Source organism: Bifidobacterium santillanense, from assembly GCF_018555385.1.
GTDB lineage: Bacteria > Actinomycetota > Actinomycetes > Actinomycetales > Bifidobacteriaceae > Bifidobacterium > Bifidobacterium santillanense.
In genome coordinates, this window is record NZ_JAFEJS010000012.1 from 1 (window position 1) to 19,608 (window position 19,608).

23 protein-coding genes are annotated in these 19,608 nt (G+C 64.5%); all 23 read left to right on the forward strand.

Annotated elements, in window-relative coordinates; translation table 11 throughout:
- Positions 1-540: 540 nt before the first annotated feature.
- The 23 genes from JS528_RS11645 (at position 541) to JS528_RS09610 (ending at position 19,603) form a co-directional block, all read left to right on the forward strand.
- Positions 541-837: a hypothetical protein gene (locus JS528_RS11645; protein WP_240541446.1), complete on the forward strand. Its 297-nt coding sequence runs from the start codon at positions 541-543 to the stop codon at positions 835-837.
- The gene (locus JS528_RS09505; protein ID WP_214358825.1) at positions 821-2,254 is read left to right on the forward strand and encodes a terminase; all 1,434 of its coding nucleotides are present in this window, start codon (positions 821-823) and stop codon (positions 2,252-2,254) included. Before JS528_RS11645 ends, JS528_RS09505 begins: the two co-directional genes overlap by 17 nt.
- The gene (locus tag JS528_RS09510; protein ID WP_240541447.1) at positions 2,245-3,759 is read left to right on the forward strand and encodes a phage portal protein; all 1,515 of its coding nucleotides are present in this window, start codon (positions 2,245-2,247) and stop codon (positions 3,757-3,759) included. Before JS528_RS09505 ends, JS528_RS09510 begins: the two co-directional genes overlap by 10 nt.
- A complete protein-coding gene (locus tag JS528_RS09515) occupies positions 3,710-5,332 on the forward strand; it encodes a VG15 protein (RefSeq protein ID WP_214358826.1) in 1,623 nt (540 codons plus the stop codon). Before JS528_RS09510 ends, JS528_RS09515 begins: the two co-directional genes overlap by 50 nt.
- Before the next feature lie 34 nt (positions 5,333-5,366).
- Entirely contained in the window at positions 5,367-5,768 is a 402-nt protein-coding gene (locus tag JS528_RS09520; RefSeq protein ID WP_214358827.1) for a hypothetical protein, read from the forward strand.
- Positions 5,769-5,891: 123 nt separating this feature from the next.
- Complete coding sequence (locus tag JS528_RS09525) at positions 5,892-6,413, forward strand: DUF4355 domain-containing protein (protein WP_214358828.1); 522 nt, start codon at positions 5,892-5,894, stop codon at positions 6,411-6,413.
- A 34-nt stretch (positions 6,414-6,447) separates the two neighbouring features.
- Positions 6,448-7,359 carry a phage major capsid protein gene (locus JS528_RS09530; protein WP_214358829.1) on the forward strand — a complete coding sequence of 304 codons (912 nt, stop codon included), beginning with the start codon at positions 6,448-6,450 and terminating at the stop codon, positions 7,357-7,359.
- The gene (locus JS528_RS09535) at positions 7,359-7,769 is read left to right on the forward strand and encodes a hypothetical protein (RefSeq protein WP_214358830.1); all 411 of its coding nucleotides are present in this window, start codon (positions 7,359-7,361) and stop codon (positions 7,767-7,769) included. The genes JS528_RS09530 and JS528_RS09535 overlap by 1 nt, the downstream gene beginning before the upstream one ends.
- Positions 7,770-7,785: 16 nt before the next feature.
- Positions 7,786-8,238 (forward strand): Gp19/Gp15/Gp42 family protein, encoded by a 453-nt coding sequence (locus JS528_RS09540; protein WP_214358831.1) that lies wholly within the window; start codon positions 7,786-7,788, stop codon positions 8,236-8,238.
- Between the two features lies 1 nt (position 8,239).
- Positions 8,240-8,575: a hypothetical protein gene (locus tag JS528_RS09545; RefSeq protein ID WP_214358832.1), complete on the forward strand. Its 336-nt coding sequence runs from the start codon at positions 8,240-8,242 to the stop codon at positions 8,573-8,575.
- Complete coding sequence (locus JS528_RS09550) at positions 8,576-8,848, forward strand: hypothetical protein (protein WP_214358833.1); 273 nt, start codon at positions 8,576-8,578, stop codon at positions 8,846-8,848.
- A complete protein-coding gene (locus JS528_RS09555; RefSeq protein WP_214358834.1) occupies positions 8,845-9,201 on the forward strand; it encodes a hypothetical protein in 357 nt (118 codons plus the stop codon). Before JS528_RS09550 ends, JS528_RS09555 begins: the two co-directional genes overlap by 4 nt.
- A 27-nt stretch (positions 9,202-9,228) precedes the next feature.
- On the forward strand, positions 9,229-10,077 hold the full coding sequence (locus JS528_RS09560) for a phage tail tube protein (protein ID WP_214358835.1): 849 nt from the start codon (positions 9,229-9,231) through the stop codon (positions 10,075-10,077).
- Positions 10,077-10,292, forward strand: a complete 216-nt coding sequence (locus JS528_RS09565) for a hypothetical protein (protein WP_214358836.1) — start codon at positions 10,077-10,079, stop codon at positions 10,290-10,292. Before JS528_RS09560 ends, JS528_RS09565 begins: the two co-directional genes overlap by 1 nt.
- Positions 10,293-11,045, forward strand: a complete 753-nt coding sequence (locus JS528_RS09570) for a hypothetical protein (protein ID WP_214358837.1) — start codon at positions 10,293-10,295, stop codon at positions 11,043-11,045. It begins immediately after the preceding gene.
- 1 nt (position 11,046) lies between these two features.
- Positions 11,047-11,517, forward strand: a complete 471-nt coding sequence (locus JS528_RS11650) for a hypothetical protein (protein ID WP_240541448.1) — start codon at positions 11,047-11,049, stop codon at positions 11,515-11,517.
- Between the two features lie 27 nt (positions 11,518-11,544).
- Positions 11,545-12,177, forward strand: a complete 633-nt coding sequence (locus JS528_RS09580; protein WP_214358838.1) for a hypothetical protein — start codon at positions 11,545-11,547, stop codon at positions 12,175-12,177.
- A gap of 12 nt (positions 12,178-12,189) precedes the next feature.
- Complete coding sequence (locus JS528_RS09585; protein WP_214358839.1) at positions 12,190-12,525, forward strand: hypothetical protein; 336 nt, start codon at positions 12,190-12,192, stop codon at positions 12,523-12,525.
- Positions 12,526-12,592: 67 nt separating this feature from the next.
- Positions 12,593-12,907 (forward strand): hypothetical protein, encoded by a 315-nt coding sequence (locus JS528_RS09590; protein ID WP_214358840.1) that lies wholly within the window; start codon positions 12,593-12,595, stop codon positions 12,905-12,907.
- Positions 12,904-13,287 (forward strand): DUF5361 domain-containing protein, encoded by a 384-nt coding sequence (locus JS528_RS09595; RefSeq protein WP_338069785.1) that lies wholly within the window; start codon positions 12,904-12,906, stop codon positions 13,285-13,287. The genes JS528_RS09590 and JS528_RS09595 overlap by 4 nt, the downstream gene beginning before the upstream one ends.
- 12 nt (positions 13,288-13,299) lie before the next feature.
- Positions 13,300-16,278 (forward strand): phage tail protein, encoded by a 2,979-nt coding sequence (locus JS528_RS09600; RefSeq protein ID WP_214358841.1) that lies wholly within the window; start codon positions 13,300-13,302, stop codon positions 16,276-16,278.
- Positions 16,275-17,054 carry a phage distal tail protein gene (locus tag JS528_RS09605; RefSeq protein WP_214358842.1) on the forward strand — a complete coding sequence of 260 codons (780 nt, stop codon included), beginning with the start codon at positions 16,275-16,277 and terminating at the stop codon, positions 17,052-17,054. Before JS528_RS09600 ends, JS528_RS09605 begins: the two co-directional genes overlap by 4 nt.
- An 8-nt stretch (positions 17,055-17,062) precedes the next feature.
- Positions 17,063-19,603 carry a phage tail spike protein gene (locus tag JS528_RS09610; protein WP_214358843.1) on the forward strand — a complete coding sequence of 847 codons (2,541 nt, stop codon included), beginning with the start codon at positions 17,063-17,065 and terminating at the stop codon, positions 19,601-19,603.
- Positions 19,604-19,608: the final 5 nt, after the last annotated feature.

Consider the following 19,608-nt stretch of genomic DNA (forward strand, 5'->3'; position numbering starts at 1 on the left):
CCCATGCACCCCACCACCCACCAGCCCGGCCACACCAACACGACACAGACGCAGCACACAGACAGCGAGCGCCTGCCATGAGCGTGAACCCTCGTTATGCGAACGGGCATAAGCGGCGGTTGGAGCGTAGAAGGTGGGAGTTGATGGGAGCTGATTGCTATATCTGCGGTCGTCCCATCGACTATGGTCTGCGAGCGCCGCATCCGTTGAGTTTCGTGGTGGACGAGACGGTGCCGTTGGCTCGTGGTGGTTCGTTGTCGTCTGCGAACAGTGGTGCGGCTCATCGTTGGTGTAATCGCGTCAAGTCGACGCATTCGTTGCAATGGGCTCGTGAGACGGTGGCCCGGCTGATCAGGGAAGGCAAATCGCCATTCGCCTCCCCCCGCCCGGTGCCGCCCGTTCGCTCGTCGGACTGGTTCGGCGAATGAAATCGCAGCGAAGGGGTGGGGAGGCCACCCCACCCGGCCGGGAGGCGGCGACCACGGGCAAAGCGCCGTTTTACCCCCGGGGAAAAATTCCACAGAAAGGACGGTGACACTCATGGTCGCAAGGGCTCGTAAACCCGCTGCCAAGAAGGCCGTCCGAAAGCCGAAGACGCTTAGGAACGCCGCCAATTCCGGGGACCGCCGGCGGCTGCTGGTAGCCATGCGCAACCTCATCGCCGACAAGCTCGACGAAGGCAACGTAGCGCCACGCGACCTGTCGTCCCTGATCAAGCGCTTGGCGGACCTGTCCGAGGCCATCGACGCGATCGACAAGGCCGCCAAGACCGACGACCCGGTGTCCCGAGCGCTCGACGTGGAAGACGCCATCCTCGACGATGACACCCAAGATTGACGGAGCCGCACGCATCGTGGTCCCCGACGGCATGCACTCCACCCAAGAACCCAGCCTCAACGCGCTCGCCAACGCGGCCGGCGACCGGTTCGACACATGGCAACGCCAGATCAACCGGTACGCGCTCGCTTTGAGCGTGGAGGGATTCTGGGCGGCCCGCAACGTCGTCCTGTCCATTCCCCGCCAGACCGGCAAGACGTTCGACATCGGTTGGGTCGTCATCCACCGGTGCGCGCAGAACCCCGGCCTTCGAGCCGTGTGGACCGCGCACCACTTCGGCGTCATCAAGGACACGTTCGAGGGCATGACCGCGATCGTGCTGCGCCCCGAAATGGCAAGCCTTGTGGACCCCGACCACGGCGTGACCCTCGCCGCCGGCAAGGAAGAGATACGCTTCCGCAACGGCAGCCGCATCTTCTTCCGAGCCCGAGAGCGTGGCGCCCTGCGAGGCGTCAAGAAGGTCGGCCTGCTCGTCATCGACGAGTGCCAGCACCTCTCCGACAGCGCTATGGCCGCAATGCTGCCGACCCAGAACCGCGCCTACAACCCCCAGACGATCTACATGGGCACCCCGCCCGGACCAAGGGACAACGGCGAGACCTTCACCCGCCTACGCACCAAAGCACTCTCCGGCCGGGCACACTCCAGCCTCTACGTCGAATACTGCGCCGACCGCAACGCCGACCTACTCGACCGCGAGCAATGGAAGAAAGCCAACCCAAGCTATCCGTCGCACACCAGCGACGAAGCCGTCCTCAACCTGCTCGACAGCCTCACCGAGGAACACTTCCGCCGCGAAGCCCTCGGCATCTGGGACGAAAACCAGACCAACACCGCCATCGATCAGGCCAAATGGGACGAAGCCACCATCGACAAGCGTCGCCCCGACGGCGTCATGAGCTTCGGCATCGACATGAACCCCAGCCGCACCCGCCTATCCATCGGCGCGTGCATGAAATACGACGACGGCACCGCCCACATCGAACTCGCCGAATACCGCGACACCGACAAGGACGGCGTCATGTGGGCCGTCCAACTCTTGGAACGAGTCTGGGACGACACCGCCGCCGTCGTCATCGACGCCCAAAGCCCGGCCATGAGCCTCATGACCGACCTGCAAGAGGCAGGCATCCATGTCACCGTCACCAACAGCGCGGCGATGGGACAAGCCTGCGGCCGCTTCCAAGACATGCTCAAGGACGGCACCCTCACACACCTACCCGAAGACGGCCAACAACCCCTATGGCAGGCCGTCAAGAAAGCCACCATCCGACCCATCAACAAACAAGGACTCTTCGGCTGGAACCGACCCGACGACGACACCGACATCAGCCCCCTCGTCGCCACCACCATCGCCCTCCACGGCGCCATGACCACCAGAAGAGACCCCACCCAAGAAACGGAGGCATGGTACTGATGCCCAACACCACCGACACCCAAGGCATGGCCGTCAGCAACCCCATAACCCGCGACGCCTACCTCGCCGTCGAATCCGCCAACATCACCCAGATCACCGGCGTCGACGAGCAGGACATGCCCACCGTCAAAGACCTGCTCAAGACATGGCGCGACCACTACGCCCGCAACGTCCTGCGCAGCATCTACTACGAAGGCAAATACCACTACGAAGGCGTCTCCTACAGCATCCCCGAACAGATGAAGCAAATGGCTCGCCCCATGATCGGCTGGCCCAACAAAGCCGTCCGCGCGCTCGCCGACCTCAGCGTCTTCGAGGGCTTCGACGCCCCCGACAGCCTTCAGGGACAGGTCAACGAACTCGCCGAGGACAACGAGCTCGACGTCGCCGTCTCCCAAAGCATCGTGTCAGCCTACACGCACGGCTGCTCGTTCCTCACGATCAGCGAAGACCCCGACACCGGCCGCATGCTGATCATGCCCCGCTCGGCCGACTGGAGCGCCGGCATCTGGGACCGCCGCCGGCGCCGACTCGCTTCCGCCCTGACCATCACCGACAAGGACAACAAGACCGGCCACATCACCGCGTTCAACGTATGGCTTCCCGGCAAGGTCTACGAGATCGACAACAGCGAAGGCACATGGCAGGCCCAGCGCCTCGACACCAACCTCGACCGGCCCAGCGTCGTCCCGCTCGCCTACGACGCGCAGCTCTCCCACCCGCTCGGCTACAGCCGCATCAGCCGCACCCTCATGAACCTCACCGACTTCGGCCTGCGCACGATGGTCCGCATGGAAGCCACCGCAGAGTTCTACGCCGCACCCCGCGTGTGGTTCCTCGGCGCGTCCAAGAAATTCACGAACGACACATGGTCGTCCATCGTGTCCGTCATGAACGGCATGCCCGCCAACAAGAACGGCGACAAGCCCACCATGCAGCAGCTCCAGCAGGCCACCATGACCCCGCACGCCGACATGCTCCGCACCATCGCGCTCATGGTGTCCAGCGAGACCGACATCCCCGTCAACGACCTCGGCGTCACGATGGACAACCCAGCCTCGGCCGAGGCGATGGCCGAAGCCGAACGCAAGCTCTCGCGAACCGCCGACCGACAGAACAAGCGCTTCGGCCGAGCCGTCAAGGACGCGCTGGGCATCGCGCTCGCCTATCAGGGCGCCGACCCCGACGCCGTGCGAGAGCTGCGACCGATCTGGGCGCCCGTCAAGGAAACCAGCGACGCCGCCCGCGCCGACTGGTACCAGAAGGTCGCCAGCACCAACCCCGACTTCGCTGACAGCGACGTGGGCCTCACCCGCGCCGGCCTGTCGTGGGACGAGATTAAGGCGCACCGCGCCTACGAGAAACAGAAGCGCAGCGAACAGGCCGTGGACGCGCTGCGCGCCCGACTTCACACCGCGGACGAAACCACCACGACAGGAACGGAGGTTGTAGCCAATGGACAGCAACAGCCTTCCGCTGAGCAACCTCAGCCCAGCGCAGCGTAAGGCGTTCAACGCCCATCTGAACGACCTGTGGGACGACTATCAGGAACAGCTCTCCGACCTCATCCTCGAAGCCAAGACGATGGTCCCCAACGCCACCTACGACGAGGAAGGCGCGGCAGCCGCCCGCGCCCTGCTCGACGACTACTCCCGTCAGGCCAACATCATCGCCAACGACTACTACCGCAACGTGCGCGCCGCATGGGCCGAAGCCGCCAATGCCGACCTCGGCGACTTCACTGAATCGCAGGTGTCCGGCGACCGAGCCTTCTGGCAGGTCGCCGGCGGCTACAACTCCACCGACTTCACGGGCTTGAAGTTCACCGACGTCGTCAACGGCCGCAGCAAGGCCGGACTGACTATGGACGACCTGTGGGCCATGAAGACCAAGGACTACACGGACGAGGACTGGGCCACGCTCGCCAAGGACATGATCAACGCCAACGCAAGGCTCACCACCATGTTCAACGTCAAGAACGACCCCACCAAGCCCCGCTACGCGCGCGTCCCGCAAGGCAAAACCTGCGCGTTCTGCTCCATGCTCGCATCCCGCGGCTTCGTGTACCTCAGCGAGGACACCGCCGGCAAGTGGAACAAATACCACTCGAACTGCGACTGCAAGATCGTGCCTTCGTGGGGCAAGACTCAGATCGACGGCTACGACCCCTCCAAGCTCTACGACATGTGGAAGAAGTCGACCCAAGGCGGCGGCGGCATGAAGGCCGCACTGGCCCGCATGCGCCGCAATTTCGCCGATCTGCTCACCGACGGCGTCTTCCCGAAGACAGAAACCCGCTCGCCGGAACTGGACAAGCTCTACAAGACCGGCAAGCCGCTGCAATCCCTCTCGCAGCTCACCGCCAAGATCGTCAACCCGCACATCGGCACAACCGCGCCCGGAATCTACGACGCCTACGCCAACAACTGCCAACGCTGCTGCCAGATCGCCGAACTACGCTTGCGCGGCTACGACGTCACCGCCGCACCGCTCGGCAAGAACGACCACAGCAACTACAGTCACCTCTACATATCCAACTGGCAGACCCGCGACGGCAAGCAACGCCGATGGACCGACGGCGCACCCCGCCGCAACGCCACCAGCATCCTCGAAGAGCTCAACGCCTACCCCGTTGGCGCCCGGTTCTTCATCCGCGGACAATGGCAGACCAAATGGGGCGGCGGCGGACATGTGTGGAACGCCGAAATCGTCATGGAAAACGGCAAGAAGACCATCAAGATGCACGATCTGCAAGGCGACGGCCGAGACCCGGACAAGTACCTCAGCCGAGTCAAACGAGGTAAATCCGCCTACATCCGAGTCGACGACATGGTGCCATCCGACGCGCTTGCCCCCGATCACGACATGAACTTCGGCGCCGAACTTCCCACCCCGAACCCGTGGGTAATCGGAGAGAAGGACCACGCCCCAACCGTCGACGAGGCCAACGCCAAACGATGGGACATCACAGATCAGCAACTCATCGACTCGTGGCACGAGTACGTCGACTGGGACTACAGCGACCCGAGTGTCCCCGCCATCGCCCCCGATGGCAAGGAAATCAAACCGCAGGAATGATAGAATATAAGCCCGAGACAAGGAGGTGAGACCAATGACAGTCAGTTATCGACAAGCACGCGACATTATGGCGGGAATCTACGCCGGCGAATGCACCACCAGCCCGGAAGGCTACGAAAACGCCAACTACTGGAAGGTGCCCACGGACGCCCCGCCCGATTTGGAACAAGCGGATGACTGCACGCGCCTCATCTCCAAGGAAACCGGCGAAATCACACCGTTCCACACCTTCCCGTTCGACGAGGAAGGCCAATCGAACCTCTCATGGATAAACGCCATGACCCCCGTCTACGACGACACCGCAGACCCCGAATACCTCGACCTACTCAAGCGATACCAAGCCGAATACGGCGAAGGCTACTTCGACGACAACCCCGTCCACGGCCTCACCGAAACACAGATCAAGGCCAACATCACCACGGCGCTCGCCGACTAGCCGAAAGCCACCCCGATCGGGTGGCTTTTTTCATGCCCAAAAGGGCCTTCAAGTTTTAGCCACCCGCACGGGTGGCTTTTTTAATGCCCGGAAAGGGCGAAACCCAGAGGAAAGGACACCACCATGTTCCGCCACCAGTGGCCTCGACACATCCGTCTGATCGACGCGCCCGCCGGCGCGGGCGGCTCCGACGTCACGACCCCGCCTGCCGGCGAGAACGCGGCCGACGAGCCGATCGACTACGAGGCCAAGTACAACGAGGCCCTCAAGCACTCGCGCGAGTGGGAGAAACGCGCCAAGGCCAACAAGCAGGCCGCCGACGAGCTGGAAAAGCTCAAGGAAGCCTCCATGTCCGAGCAGGAAAAGGCCGCCAAGCACGTCAAGGAACTGGAGGACAAGGTAGCCAAGTACGAGGCCGCCGCCCAGCAGTCGCAATGGAAGGCGCAGGTCTCCGCCGAGACCGGCGTGCCCGCTGACGTGCTCGAAGGCGACAGTCTCGAAGCGATTCAGGCCCACGCCAAGCGAATCAACGCGCTGCTGCATCCCAAGCCCAAGGCGCCGGCCGTCCACGGCGTGGACCGGCAGCCGTCCGGCAAAGGCCCGAACGAAAACATGCTCGGCTACCTGCGCAGCCTCGGAATCTGACCCCAACAACAACCACTAACCGAAAGGAACCATCATGGCACTCGAATCCAGCAAGGTGCTTCTGCCCAAGGAAGTCGCCACCGTCGTCACCAAGCGCGCCAAGGACACGTCCACCATCGCCGCGCTCTCCCCGTCCGAACCCCAGCTCTTCATCGACAAGGACTACATGGTCTTCACTGGCTCCTCCGAGGCCGAGGTCGTAGCCGAGGGCGAGCAGAAGACCTCCTACGAGGAAGCCCTGACCCCCGTGGTCGGCAAGCGCTTCAAGGTCGTCACCACCACCCGAGTCTCCGACGAGCTGACCTTCGCGGACGACGACGCCAAGCTCCAGATCATCTCCCACATTCAGGACGATCAGGCCGCCGCCCTCGGCCGCGTGCTCGACTACGTCGTCTACCACGGCTTCGACCCGAAGAAGAAGGCCACGCTGGCCGGCTTCGAGCCCCTGTCCGGTCAGGCCGTGCAGGTGCCGGCCACCGACGACATCGTGGCCGATCTGGACACCCTCGCCGAAGCCGTTTCCGACGAGTACGACATCACCGGCATCGCCCTCGCCAAGAAGACCGCCGCCGAACTGCGCAAGGTCCGCGTCCCGTCCACCGGCCAGCGCTTCTATCCCGAGGTGCCCATCAACCTTCAGGTCGGCACCCTCGACGGCATCAGCGCCGCCACCTCCGGCACCGTCAACGGCCGCCTGATCACCCCGGACACCGGCATCAAGGCGTTCCTCGGCGACTTCAGCCTCATCAAGTGGGGCATGGTGCGCGACATCTGGAGTGAGATCATCCGCTACGGCGACCCCGATCAGATCGGCAAGGACTTGAAGGCCTACAATCAGGTCGCCTACCGCACCGAGGCGATCTACTCCTACGCCATCCTCGACCCCAAGGGCCTCGCCGTCCTCAAGACCCCGGACACCACGACCACCACCAAGGCGGGCAAGTGATGCCGGCCCCGCTCACCCAGACGCTCGTAGTGCAGGAAGACGAGGACGGCGGACTGCCCGACGTCCTCGCCATCCCTGTGCGTCTGGTGAAACCCGACGGCAGCCCGCTCGCCGGCGGTACCACGACCATCGCATGGGACGCGATCACCGGCAAACCCGCCACCTACCCGGTCACCAAGGCCGCCGTCACCGCAAGTGTGAAGGCTACCGACGCCGCGGCCCCGACCAAGACGAGCGCGGCGGCGGCGGGGGAGACCCCCACCAAAGCCGAGTTCGACGCCGTCGTGGAACAGGTCGCCGAACTCAAGACCATCGTCACCGCGCTCACCGCCGAAGCCAACGAGACCAAACGCCAGCTCAACGCGCTCATCACGAGCATGCGCACGGCCGGCCTCGCGGCCGACAAGTAACCGGAAAGGGGAAGCGATGCCCAACGGATACCCCGACGAGCCCATTCCCCTCACCGGCCTGCCAGTGAAAGAAGGCAGGGACACCCCGAGCGGCGGCATCACACCGCCGTTCGCCGAAGTCCCCGACCTCGAAGCAAGATGGCACGCGCTCACCGCGGCGGAACAGGCCAAGGCCGAAGCGCTCATCGCCGACGCCTCCGACCTGATCGTGACCACCTGCCCGAACTGGCGCCAAGCGACCGCGCAGACCCTCAAACGCATCACCTGCGCGGTCGTCAAACGCGCCATGCTCGCCAGAGACGAAACCACAGGCATCACCCAAGGCACCCAGACCGCCGGCAGCTACAGCGAGTCCTACACCTACGCGAACCCGTCAGGCGACATCTACCTGACCGCCTCGGAAAAGGAATCGCTCGGCGGCGACGGCACACCTTGGGCCTACGACCTCGCCACAGGACAAGGACACTGACATGCAGGGCGAACCCATAACCCTCATCCGCAGGAAACAACACGGATTCACCTCCGACGGCGAACCCCAGTGGGAACGCACCGAGGAAACCGTGCCCAACGTCCTCATCCAAGACGGCAACGGCTCCAACGCGACCGAATCCACCCGCCCCGACGGCATCACCGTCGCCAAAACCGCGCACTTCCCCCGCACATGGCCCTACCACAGCCTCAGAGGCTGCAAGATCGCCATCGACGGCACCGAATACACGGTCATCGGCGACCCCAGACCCTACACGGGCGGGCTCACCCCCACGCAATGGAACCTCACCGTGCCACTACAGGACGAAAGAGGATAAATGGGCACCGTCAAACTCAACAACGCCGGCTTCAAAGCCATCCGACAATCAGCAGGCGTCATGGCCGAACTCAACAAACAAGCCCAAGCCATGACCAACCGAGCCAACGGCCTCAGCCAAGTCAAAGGCGCCGAATACCGCACAGCACCCGCCAGAACCACCGACCGAGGCAGCATCGCCCTCGTGACCACAGGCCACGGCGACACCGCCGCAGTCAAAGCAATGGTGGACAACGCCAAATACGACACCCTCACGAAAGCCATAGGCCAATGATCATCGAACAACTCGTCAAACAATGGCTCGACAGCGACCCACACCTACAGGATTGGCCCGTCACGCTCACCGTCCCACCAAACCGCCCCACACGATTCATCACCATCGAACGCACCGGCGGCACCCAAGGACGATACAGCGCAACACCACTCATCACCCTGCAAATCTGGGCCGAAAACCGCTCGGAGGCCGCCTACACCGCCGGCACCGTCAGCATCCGCATGCTCGAAATGACAGCGCTCGCCGACATCGCCGACACCCAAGTGGAAAGCGTGACCAACCTGCCGTTCCCCGGCCCCCCGCCGCACGCCCGCTATCAGGTACTCGTCCAAGTCACCCAAGCCGCCCAATGAGGCGGCTTTTTTCATGAAAGGACCATCATGGACCGCACAACCCAGCACAACACCAAGAGCAACGTGTCCCTCGGCAAGCCGATCGCCACCGGCTGCGTCTGGTGGGCGCCCACCGGCACCCCGCTGCCGACCGACGCCAACACCCCGCTCGACGACGCCTTCGTCTGCGTCGGCTACATCTCGGAGGACGGCATCACCAACGCCGTCGACACCGGCACCACCGACGTCAACGACATGGGCGGCGTCAAGGTGCTCTCCGAAATCAGCTCCTACGGCGAGACCTACCAGTTCAGCATGCTGGAGCTCAACGAGCACTCCGCCAAGCTCCGCTACGGCGCCGGCAACGTCACCGTGGACGACGAGGGCGGCTTCGTCATCAACCACAGCATGCCGACCGGCGAATCGATCGTCATGGTGCTCGAAATCCTCATGACCGGCCAGCGAGTCAAGCGCATCGTCATCGCCGACGCCACCGTGAACGCCTACGGCGACACCTCCTACAGCGCCGGCGACGCGATCATGTACGACGTGACGATGGCCGCGAACCCGTCCGAACTGCTCGACGGCGCCTCGTCCCGCGAATACATCGCCAAGATCGCCAACCCGATCGCCGTCGAGACCGTCACGCTGTCCAAGACCGAAAGCAACGGCGAGGCCGGCACCACCGACACCGTCGAGGTCTCCTACGAGCCCGCCGACGCCACCGACGCGCTCGTCAAGGCCGTCTCCGACAACGAGACCATCGCATCCGTGTCCGTCAAGGACAAGACGCTGACCATCACCCGCAAGGCCGAAGGCTCCGCCACCATCACCGTCACCGTCGGCGGCAAGACCGCCCAGATCACCGTCACGGTGACCGCCAAGGCCGGTGCCTAATGGCAAAGCCCCTCACCTTCACCCTCGAAAACCAAGACGATGACGGCGACGTCCAGAAATCCCTAGGACAACGCTGCCGCATCGTCATGGAAGACGGTACGTCCATCAAGGCGTACATCGACAGAGTCGCCGGCGGCGGCGCATCCATCACCGTCGCCAGCCTCGAAGAGATAGACAAGCTCTTCGAGTCCACCACAACCACCAAGGAGGTATAAATGGCCGACAAGATCGTCACCCTCGACGGCCTGTCCCGCTTCAAGACGAAGCAGGACACGGCCAACGAGGCCAAATTCGCCCTCAAGGGCGAAGGCGGCGGCATCGCCACGGCCGACAAGGCCGGCATCGTCAAGCCCGGAGCGGACTTCGACATCGCCGACGACGGCACCATCACGCTCTACAGCAAGATCGCCGTCACGTCGTTCACCGCCAGCCCCGCGCAGGCCGAACGCGGCGCCACCGTCGCTGACGTGACCCTCGCATGGGCCGTCAACAAGACGCCGACCGCGCTCACCCTCGACAAGGACGCACAGGACGTCGCCAGCAAGGGCACCACCCTCAAGGGCGTCAACCTGACCGCGAACAAGACGTGGACCCTGACCGCCACCGACGCGCGCAAGGCATCCTCGTCCAAGACCGCGGGCGTCACGTTCTACGACACCCGCCGCTGGGGCGTGGCCGCCAGCCTCGCCGCCGCCGGCGTCACCGACGAGATCGTCAACGGCTTCACCGGCGAGTTCGCCACCAACCGAGCCAAGACGTTCACCGTCAACGCCGCGGCCGGCCAGCACATCTACTACGCCTTCCCCGCCTCATGGGGCACCCCGACGTTCAAGGTCGGCGGCTTCGAGGGCGGCTTCAGCCTGCTGACCACGTTCGACCACACCAACGCCAGCGGCGCGACCGTGTCCTACGTCGTCTACAAATCCACCAACGCCGGTCTCGGCAACACCGCCGTGGAGGTGAGCTGAAATGGCAATCGAACTGATCGACACCCTCGCTCCGAAGAACAACGGCACGTTCCCGATGGTCAACGCCAAGGACGTCGACGTGGACGGCACCCGCCTTCCCGCCAAGCTCGACGAGCTCGCCGCGGCGGCGGGCGACATCGAATCCGCCACCGACGACGACATCAACGCCCTGTTCACCGGCCTCGCCGTGATCGAGGTCAAGGCTGCGGCACGCTCCGGCGGCCAGACCGTCACCGTCTCCGCCGCGCCCGGCACGGGCCTCCAGCGCCGCTACATGGTCACCGACGCGGACAAGACCCCGAACGTGTCCTACGACACCGTCGTCGACCTCGCCTCCGGCTGGGCCGCACTGCCCGACACCGGCGAGATCGCCGGCGCGGAAGGCCAGATCGTCACCGTCGTGGACAACACCACGCAGGGCGCCAAGGCCCGGGCCCTCGGCACGGCCATCCTGCCCGCGCCCCTCGCATAACCAACCATCCAACCGAAAGGAACCATCATGGCCACCAAGTTCATCAACCTCGACAACCTCTCGGCCTTCCTCGCGAAGCTCAAGACGCTGTTCACCACCACCGAGGCCGCCACCACGATCGCCAACACCGCGGCCGGCACCGCGCGCACCAACGCCGTCGACGACGTCAAGAAGCTCGGCTACCAGACCGCCGACGACGTGACCAAGACCCTCGACGGCAAGGGCTACCAGACCGCCGAACAGGTCGAGACCGCCATCACCGGCAAGGGCTACGACACCGCCACGTCCGTCGACAAGAAGGTCTCCGACGCCAAGACCGCGCTTCAGGATCAGATCACCGCCGCCGTTACCAGCGTCTACAACGCCAAGGGCTCGTCCGCGTTCGCCGACCTGCCCGCCGTCGCGGACGCCAAGAAGGGCGACGTGTACAACATCACGAACGCTTTCACGACCACCGCGGACTTCGTCGAGGGCGCCGGAAAGAACCTTCCTGCCGGCACCAACATCATGTGCGTCGAGGTCACCACCGGCGAAGGCGACGCGGCCACCACCGCCAACAAGTGGGACTCCGCCGCCGGCATGACCGACCTGTCCGGCTACTACCAGAAGACCGATCTGGTGGCCGCCACCAACGACGAGATCGACGCGCTCTTCGCCTGATAGGAGGGCGTCATGGCCGAGAAATTCGTCACGCTCGACGGACTGGCGCGCGCCGTCAACAACCTGAAAACAGGTGGCGGCACCATCGGCGGCTTCAAGTCGCTGAACCTGACCGTCACCGCCGACGAGCTAGCCGAGCAGCCGGTCACCAAGCCGGTGGCCGGCCTCGGCTCCCTCAACCTCGTCGCCCCCATCCCGGACGACGACAACATCGCCGCGTGGAACGAATCCACGATCACCGTCAAGGACCACGACGACGACACCAGCATCCCCGCCGGCTCACTGCGCTTCACCTGCATAGCCGAACCAAGCGAGGACATCAAGGTGCGCGTCATCGTGCTCGCCTGACACCCCGACACCGAAAAGCCCCGTCACTCCGACGGGGCTTTTCCCATATTCCCCGAAAGGAACCCCGATGGGCGCCAAGAAACCGCAGGACCGCAAACTGCCCGCAACCAAAACCAAGACCGTCACCGTCCATAACGTCACCTTCGACGTCGACCCCGACGTGTTCGACGACCTCGACATGCTCGAATGGCTCTACGACATCCAGACCGCCGACGGCGACGGCGACGGGCTCGCCGTCGTGCCCTTCCTTCGCAAAATCTGCGGCGGCGCATGGCCCCAGATCAAGGACGCGCTGCGCGACCCCGACACCGGCCGCATCCCCATGAGCAAGGTCGGCCCGTTCGTCAGCGACCTCATGGCCCAGATCGTCCCAAACTCGTGAAGCTCGTAGCCATGCTGGCGAAATCGCCGGCAGCGCTACGAGCCGACTTCCAACGCTTCTACCACCTCGACATCGATCAGATCGGCCACGGCATCCGACCCATGCGCGCCGCCGATCTGGCCGTATGGCTGCCCGACAACGCGCGCATCTGGAGCCAATTCGACCCCCGCGCCGAATGGGACGCCATCCACCAACTGCTCGCGAACATCGCCGACTCGCTTGCCTTCCTCGCATGGGCCAAGACCCCCGAGGCGGCCCGCAAGGGCGCCCGGTTCAAAGGCCAGCTCCAACGCCCCGGAACCAAGCCCGAACCCATCAAGGACACCGCACGACTCGACGTCGACAGCATGCGCGCCATGCTCGCACGCCCCCGCTCCTAGAAAGGACCGCCCATGTCCATCGAAATCGCCCAAGCCGTCGTCCAGATCGTGCCCAGCATGAAGGGCGTCGGCAAGGCCATCGAAAGCGCGTTCGGCGACGCCGCGAAAAGCACCGGCGACAAGGCCGGCAAGGACATGGGCACGTCCCTCGGCTCCAGCCTCACGTCCAGCCTCAAGGGCGGCGCCGGCAAGATCGGCAACGTGCTCGCCACCGTCGGCAAGGCCGGCATCGCCGCCGCCGGCGTCGCCACGACCGCGCTCGGCGCGATCGGCAAGCAAGCCCTCGACGCCTACGCCACCTACGAGCAGGCCGTCGGCGGCGTCGACACGCTCTTCAAGGAATCCAGCCAAACCGTGCAGAAGTACGCCGCCGAAGCGTACAAGAACGCCGGCGTCAGCGCGAACGACTACATGAACCAAGTCACCTCGTTCGCCGCCTCTCTGGTGAGCTCGCTCGGCGGCGACACCGCCAAGGCCGCCGAATACGGCAACATGGCGATCGTCGACATGTCGGACAACGCCAACAAGATGGGAACCGATCTGGGCGCACTCCAGTTCGCGTACCAAGGCTTCGCCAAGCAGAACTACACCATGCTGGACAACCTGAAGCTCGGCTACGGCGGCACGCAGGAGGAAATGAAGCGACTCATCGCCGACGCCTCCAAGATGACCGACGTCCAGAAAGAGCTCGGCGTCACCGTCGACGGCTCAAGCATGAGCTTCAGCAACGTCGTCGCCGCCATCCACGTCATGCAGGCCAGCCTCGGCATCGCCGGCACCACCAGCCGCGAGGCCGCCACCACCATCGAGGGCAGCATCGGCATGATGAAGGCCTCGTGGACCAATTGGCTCACCGAGCTCGGCAAGAACGACGCCGACATGAAGACCCTCACCAGTCAGCTCGTCGAATCGGTCATCACCGTCGCCAAGAACGTCGCCCCCCGCGTCGCCCAGATCGCAGCCGGCATCATGTCCGGCCTGAGCGCCGCCCTCGGCGAAATCGCCCAATACCTGCCCGCCCCGGTTCAGGCGTTCATCGGCACCGTGCAATCCGCCATGTCGACCGCCACCGGCGCCATCTCGACGTTCACCTCGCACTTCACCGAAGGCATCAGCGGACTGGTGAACTTCATCAAAACCGGAGACATCAACGACGCCTTCGCCAACGCCTTCAACAGCGATTCATGGAGCAACGAGTTTCTGGACGCCGTCGTGCTCATCCGACAGCGCGCCGTCGACCTCGCATCCTCCATGAAGGGCGTGTTCTCGTCGATCGGCGAAGGAATCGGCCCGGCGCTCCAATCGGTGGGCTCGACCATCTCGTCCGTATTCACCTCCGTCGTCGGCATCGTCCAACAGGTCGCATCCGCGTTCTCCACCGCCTTCACCGCCAACGGCGGCACCGTCAGCGGACTGATGACCGTCGTGACCACCATCATGGGCCTCGTCAGCCCCCTCGGCCTCGTCAAGACCCTGTTCACCCAGTTCGGCGGACAACTCCAGCAGATCGCCGCCGCGGCCCTCCCGCCGCTCGTCACCATGCTCACCAGCGTCGCATCGGTACTCGGCGGCAGCATCGCGGCCATCCTGCCCGGCATCCAAAGCATGCTCAGCGCGCTCATGCCCATCATCGGCCTCGTGATCACCACCGTCGGCAGCCTCGTCACATCGATACTGCCCATGATCAGCCAAGCCGTGCAATCACTGCTCCCCGTGATCATGCAGCTCGTCCCGGTCATCACGCAGGTCGTCCAGACCGTCGCCCAGATCATGAACGTCGTCTACCCGCTCATCACCCAGCTCGTCAGCGCGCTCATGCCCGTCATCCAGAACATCATGACCGCGCTCATGAACCTCGTCACCGCGATCATGCCCGCCATCAGCGGACTGGCGTCCATCGTCACCAGCGTCATATCGATCGTGCTCAGCGGCATCCAGATGATACTCCCCGTCATCCAGACCATCCTCAGCGTTGTCGTGTCCGTCATCTCCGGCGTCGTCGCCGCCATAGGAACCGTCATCACCGTCATCACGAACATCCTCGCCGTCATCGCCGGCGCCGTGTCCAACATCATCAGCGCGCTCGCCGTCGTCGCGTCGGCCGTGTCGGGGGCGTTCAGCGTCGTGTCCGCGGCGTTCCAGAGCATCCTCACCGTGATCGGCAACATCGTCAGCACGATCGTGTCCACCGTGTCCACCGCGTTCCAAGCCGTGGTCAACACGATCAGCTCGTGCGTGAACGCGGCCGGCGCCGTGATCACCGGCCTGCAATCGCTCGTAAGCAAGGCGTTCCAGACCATCGCGTCGGTCATCACGAACGTCATGAACACTATCGGCAACGCCATCCGCGCCGGCGTGAACGCCATCCAAGCCGCGTTCAACGGCATGGTCAGCGCCGCCAGCAGCATGGCGAGCAGCCTCATGAGCACGATCGGCAGCATACCGGGCCGCATCCAAGGATTCTTCTCGTCGGCCGGCTCATGGCTCGTCAACGCCGGCTCGCAGATCATCCGAGGACTGTGGAACGGCATCAGCGGCGCGATCGGCGGCCTCTACTCCAACATCCAGAACGCGCTCAGCGGACTGGTGGACAAGGCCAAGAACGCGCTCGGCATCCACTCCCCGTCCCGGGTGTTCCGCGATCAGGTCGGCCGCATGATCGGCCTCGGCCTCGCCGCCGGCATGACCGACATGGCCGCCACAGTGCAATCCGCCGCCGACGACATGATGCCCACCGTCAAACCCATCGACACGGACATCACCCCGCCTGCCGACTACACGCAGCACATGGCGACCCCGCAGGCCGCCGGCATCGTCCCCGCCCAGACCGGACAGACCACGCAGGCCGACCTTGAGACCGCGTTCACCGCGGCCCTGAGCAAGCTGCCGCTCGTGATCACCTACACCAACGAACGCGAGGCGGCGCTGGCGCTCGCGCCCGCGTTCAACCGTCGCATCGGCGAACTACAGGAAATGGAGACCCTACTGTGAGCCGCTTCAACTACCGCCCCGGAGACGACAGCCTGCTGCTCGGCGGACACCCCCTGTCCTACTGGAGTTGCTTCATCGGCTCCGACGGCATCACCGTCGGAGCCGCCGAACCACGGCTCACCCGCACGTCGATACCCGGCCGGCACGGCCTCTTGGACCAAACCCTGAGAGACCGCCAAGGCCGGGCCTACGACGACAAGGGCTGCGACATCACCGTGGACATCGTCATGACCGCCGACGAACTCGACCAACGTCAGCTCCGCCAACGCCTCGGCGAATACCAAGGCATGCGCACGAGCATCTGGTGGCAGCGCATGTGGGACGGCGAATACCGGGGGACACTCCAGATCGGTGAATGGAAGGACGTCATACTGCCCGGCATGCGCTACCTATGCACTGGCACCACGCTCACCCTGTCCACCGACGACAGCGTCCAGCACGGCCCCCGCGAACGCCTCGCGCTCAACGAGGGCCGTAACCAGCTCGGCATCAAGGGCAACCGGCTCGCCATGCCAACCCTCGACCTGACCACCAAGAACGTCACCGAGATCAGCGTCAACGACGGGGCGAACACGCTGCGCTTCACGCAGGAAACCGCGTTCGCGGCAGGCCGGACGCTCGCTGTCGACAGCGAACAGGGCACCGCCACACTCGACGGCACCCCGATCGCCCCGACCTTGGACAGCGACTACCCGGAACTCGCCAGCCCGCAGACCACCATCACCCTCACCGGCTGCTCGGGCTGGATTGAATACGAACCCCTCTACTTCATCTAAGGATGATCATGCGTTTCCTCCACATGGACCGATGGGGCCAGCCCCTCGCGGACGGCCAGCTCCACGACGTCGTCAAGGCGTCGCGCGAGCTCGGCACCGACGGCACCAACACCCTCACCATCACCACCGGCACCCCGGTCGATCAGGGCGACATCATCGCCTACAGGGACAAGAGCGGCGTCTGGCGCGAACACAGCGTCAGCGTGCCCGAACAAGTCCATGACACGGCCGGCAAACCCTACTGGCAGGTCACCGCCCCCACCATCCTCAACGAACTCAGCCTCAAAGGCATCGACCGATACAAGCTCAACGGGGGAGCACAGGGCGCGCTCGCGTACTGCCTCGACCAAACCCGCTTCAAGGTCGGCAAGGTCGAGTCCAACGGCGCGAACACCGCCGACCTCGACATCTCGCAGACCAACGCCCTCGACATGCTCCAGCAGATCGCCAACACCTACGATCTGGAGATCGAGGAAACCTGCGAGCCGGACGAGACCGGCACGCGCATCGTGAACCGGACCGTGAACCTTCTGGCCTCGACCGGCGACATGCTCGGCCGGCGCATCGAATGGGGGCGCGACCTGACCGGCGTCAGGGTAGCCACCGACAGCCGGCGTCCGATCACCCGCCTGTACGTGTACGGCAAGAGCAAGATCGGCGCCGACGGCAACACCAGCGACGACAAGGTCAGCATCGACACCGTCAACAACGGCAAGAAGTACATCGACGTCACCGACCCCGCACTGCTGAAGCTCTACGGGCGCCCCGGCCCCAACGGGGAAATCCTCCCCTCCGAGGGCTTCATCGAATACGACTCCGACGACCCCGCCACCCTATTGCGTTTGGGCAAGGCCCAGCTCACCAAGTGGAGCACCCCGTCGGTCACCTACGAGATCAACAGCATCCAACTCGAACAGGCCGGTCAGGGCGTCAAGGGCATCGGCATCGGCGACACCATCCAAGTCGTCGACCGCCTCTTCCCGACCCCGCTGCGCATCAGTGCGCGCGTCCTCAAGATCGAGGAAGACCTGCTCGAATCCGCCAGCGGCACCACCCTGACGTTCGGCAACGTGACCCCCAGCTTCACGAAGACCAACAAACAGGTCCAGAACACCGTGCAGCAACTATGGTCCCATTCGGGCGTCTGGGACGATGCCGCCAACCTCACCGGCCCTTACTTGGACGGCGTCATCAACGGCCTCAACGGCAAGATGAACCAGACCGGCGGCTATACGTACCTGAAGCCCAACGAGGGCATCATCGTCTACGACAAGCCCCTACGCGCCGATGGCAGCGACCGGGACGCCACGATGGCAATCCAGATCGGCGGCGGCTACTTCCGCATCGCCAACGGCCGGAAGAGCGACGGCACGTGGGCATGGCGGACGATGGGCACCGGCGCCGGCCTCGTCGCCGACACCATCGTCACCGGCATCATCCAAGGCGGCAGCAGCTACTTCAATCTGGACACCGGCGAGATCAACTTCACCAGCGGCATCATCCACAACAACGCCAACACCGTCAGCATCAACCTCAACACCGGCGAAGTCATCCTCAAACGAGGCCGCATCACCGACGGCGCCGGCAACACATGGGACCTCACGAGCGGCGGCGGCATCCAGATCACCGACGGCACCATCCGCATCAGCGGCTACGTCGACGGCAAATGGACCACCACCACCATCGACGCCAGCGGCTTCCACGTCACCGGCTCAGGTGGAGACGCCGGCACCATGACCGACTACAACGGCAACGTCAGCCTCAGAGGCAACACCATCGGCCCCGACGACAACAACTACCTCACCGTAGGCGGCAGCAACGCCATGAAACTCGTCTCCAGCGGCCGAGAACTCTTCACCATCGCCGGAAGCACCAGCTACTCAAGCCTCTTCCGCGCCAGCGCCCTCGGCAACAACCCCTTCCTCGAAGTCGGCGACGACCCACAAGGCCAATCCGGCAGCACCGTCCTCCACACCGCCAGCGGCCAAGACTACCCATGCGTCGGCATCAGCCCAACCGCCTGCTACATGCTCCTAACCGGCAACAGCTACCTCGTCGCCAGCGACTCAGGATGGGCCGGAGTACGCGGCATCGAAATGGGCAACCACGGATACCACGTCTACGCCACCGACGACAGCATCCAACTACTCACCCCAAGCCACAACGCCCGCATCGACGTCACCAACAACTACAGCGCCATCGTCTACAGCAACTACCACGTCATGGTCAGCGCCGACGGCGTCGGCACCGTCACCAAAGCCGCCAGCGCATCAACCGCCAGCACCAACGTCCTCGACACCAAACTCATGGCGCTCGCCGACGACGGGCTCGACCTCGACAGCCCCGACGCCTACACGAGCATGCCGGCCGGCATCGAGGAAATCCCGCTCGGCAAGCTCCACGACGTGCTCAGGCTGCTCGTGGACGGCGACACCGCCGGGGCAAAGACGCTGCTCGACCAATACGAGAGCGAACAGAAGGTGTGGACCCAAGCCGACTACGACCAAATGGACATCCCCGTCCCATCGGCGTCGTTGTCCCTGAAGTAAAGGAA